The organism is Mycetohabitans sp. B2 (assembly GCF_021733735.1).
Classification (GTDB): Bacteria; Pseudomonadota; Gammaproteobacteria; order Burkholderiales; family Burkholderiaceae; genus Mycetohabitans; species Mycetohabitans rhizoxinica.
This window is the reverse complement of record NZ_JAHKSP010000198.1, coordinates 1-2066: the sequence shown is the minus strand read 5'-3', so window position 1 is coordinate 2066 and position 2066 is coordinate 1. Positions and strand designations below refer to the sequence as shown.

The window sequence follows — 2066 nt, the reverse complement described above, 5'->3', positions numbered from 1 at the left end:
TGGTGTCGCTGATGCATTATATGCTGCAGTGGGGCGACACGACGGATCCGGAGCGATTTATGCGAGAGTTGGCGATCCGTTCCCCGCAACACGAGGAGGTTTTGATGACGATTGCACAAAAGCTCGAGCAAAAAGGCGAGCAAAAAGGTCTGGAGCGCGGCCGGATGCTGGGACGTGAAGAAGGCCACAAGGAAGCCGCACTGAAGATCGCACGCACGTTGCTAGAAAACGGTTTGGAGCACGAGACGGTAAAACGTATGACGGGCTTGTCCGAAGCCGACATGAAGCAAATCTGCCACTAATCATCAGGGCAATTTAGGGCTGGGACCCCTACTTCACGTGCAGACCACGCCAAGCGCGTGCTGCGCCCGGCATGCCGTGGCATGCACCATTGCAGCGCTTGCCCAGAGGCAGCGCGTGAAGGCGACCGCACACGGGTGAACGACTAAACTGAGCATAGCCCCCACGCGGAAATGAGAACGACGCGCGCGGCTGCCATAATTCGCAGCGTCTCCAAGCGTTTTTGTCGCGTGCTATTTAGCTACGCGTACCTCGCTCAGGCCGTCTCGTGTCACGTTCACTGTTCCAACACTCAAATTATGTCCCTCGCCCCGTTCACCTCCGTGCAACCGGTCAAGGCGTTTGCGTTGCTCCAGCATCTGGACGGGCGCAACGGCACCCATCGCGGCACGCGCGAGAGCGCAAGCGACTCATGCTCTGGGCCGTCGTGCAACTGGGTAAACCGCTGTCGTCGCTCACGCCCGAGGATCTACAGCGGTTCAACGCGCTCCTGGCCGACCCGCAGCCCGCGAGCCGCTGGGTGCCGGCCACCGGGAGCAAGTACTCTAGCGGCGATGCCCGCACTCTTTAACGGGCCGTTGTCCGCGGCCAGCCAGCGGCAAGCACGGGTCATTCTGAACGGCCTGTTCACCTGGCTGGTGGACGCCGGCTACCTGCGCGGCAACCCGATGGCGCTGCTGTGTCAACGCGGCCGACGGCCAGCGGCTCGCATCACGCGCGACCTATCACTCTCGCTGTGGGACAAAGTCAAACGCTTCGTCGAGCAACTGCCCCAGCAGAAAGCGGCGCAGCAAGCATACTATGCGCACTGCCGCTAGCTGACAACGCTTCTCTACTTGCAAGGCCTGGCATCTCCGAGGTCGCCAGCACAACAATGGACGACTTCTCGCGACGTCTGAGCGCGCAGGGGCACAATCAATGGTGGCTCGAGATCGTCGGCAAGGGAAAACGCGCGCGGATCGTGCCGGCATCGCCAGAGTTGATCGCTGAGCTGGCTCGCTATCGTCAAACGTGAGGTCTGCCCCCGCTGCCCGGCCGGACCGGAACAACGCTGCCCCGCCCTCTGTCGCCGCGCCCTGTCCTCCTTGACAACGCACGGGTCCACTGGAACAGCGGCCACGCGATTCAAGCGTTGAGCGGTTTGCAGCGGCTTGATGCTTGAAAAGGGCAGCGCGGCGCTCACAGCAAAACTGTCAACTATGACTGAAGACCAGTAAGTCTACCTATAGTCGACATACCATCGAGGTGAGCTTTTACGGGAGGCACTCGCATAGTTCCGTAGCTGGAACGTGCGTAAAATTCAATTTTACCATGGCTCATTTTTGTGCACGTACCACATATGTTGCCGATAAGCACATTGAGTCGCATCCTGAAAAGCGCAGCGCATACGCGCGGCCGTGGCGCATCCGATATGGTGCCTCGTAGCACCCTCAGCGTGTCAACTCTCGGCTTTCCGACCACGCCTGCGAGCGGCCGCAAGGGTGGCGGTCACCATCACAATAGCCTCGTCCAGCAGATGTTCCAGTGCCTTCTGCTGCGTGAGCGATAACCTTGCCAACTTCCTGTGCATGCGCATAGCGCGGTCCAGCGCACCGGTGCCTCCTTCTGCCACCAAATCCACGAGTCGCCAGTCGAGCAACTGCGCGAGCTGCGCCACAGCCGGTCAAGGCCGGGCTGACCTGCCCCCTTGGTTAGTGCCAGCCGTCTTCTAGCAAAGTCCTTTTAAACCAGCTCCTGGAAAGCGGCAGGAGCATCCGCTGTTGTCC

4 protein-coding genes are annotated in these 2066 nt (G+C 60.5%); 3 read left to right on the top strand and 1 reads right to left on the bottom strand.

Features of this window, described 5'->3' with window-relative positions:
• The 3 genes from KPG66_RS17420 to KPG66_RS17410 form a co-directional block, all read left to right on the top strand.
• On the top strand, positions 1–302 hold a 302-nt coding region (locus KPG66_RS17420), incomplete at its 5' end, for an Rpn family recombination-promoting nuclease/putative transposase (RefSeq protein ID WP_237071687.1).
• Positions 303–854: 552 nt separating this feature from the next.
• Positions 855–1118 carry a hypothetical protein gene (locus KPG66_RS17415; protein WP_191287749.1) on the top strand — a complete coding sequence of 88 codons (264 nt, stop codon included), beginning with the start codon at positions 855–857 and terminating at the stop codon, positions 1116–1118.
• Between the two features lie 56 nt (positions 1119–1174).
• On the top strand, positions 1175–1315 hold the full coding sequence (locus tag KPG66_RS17410) for a hypothetical protein (protein ID WP_157864533.1): 141 nt from the start codon (positions 1175–1177) through the stop codon (positions 1313–1315).
• A 423-nt stretch (positions 1316–1738) separates the two neighbouring features.
• On the opposite strand, the gene KPG66_RS17405 is transcribed toward KPG66_RS17410, so the two are convergent.
• Positions 1739–1957, bottom strand: coding sequence for a hypothetical protein (locus tag KPG66_RS17405; protein ID WP_013428622.1), 219 nt, complete (start codon positions 1955–1957; stop codon positions 1739–1741).
• Between the last annotated feature and the right edge of the window lie 109 nt (positions 1958–2066).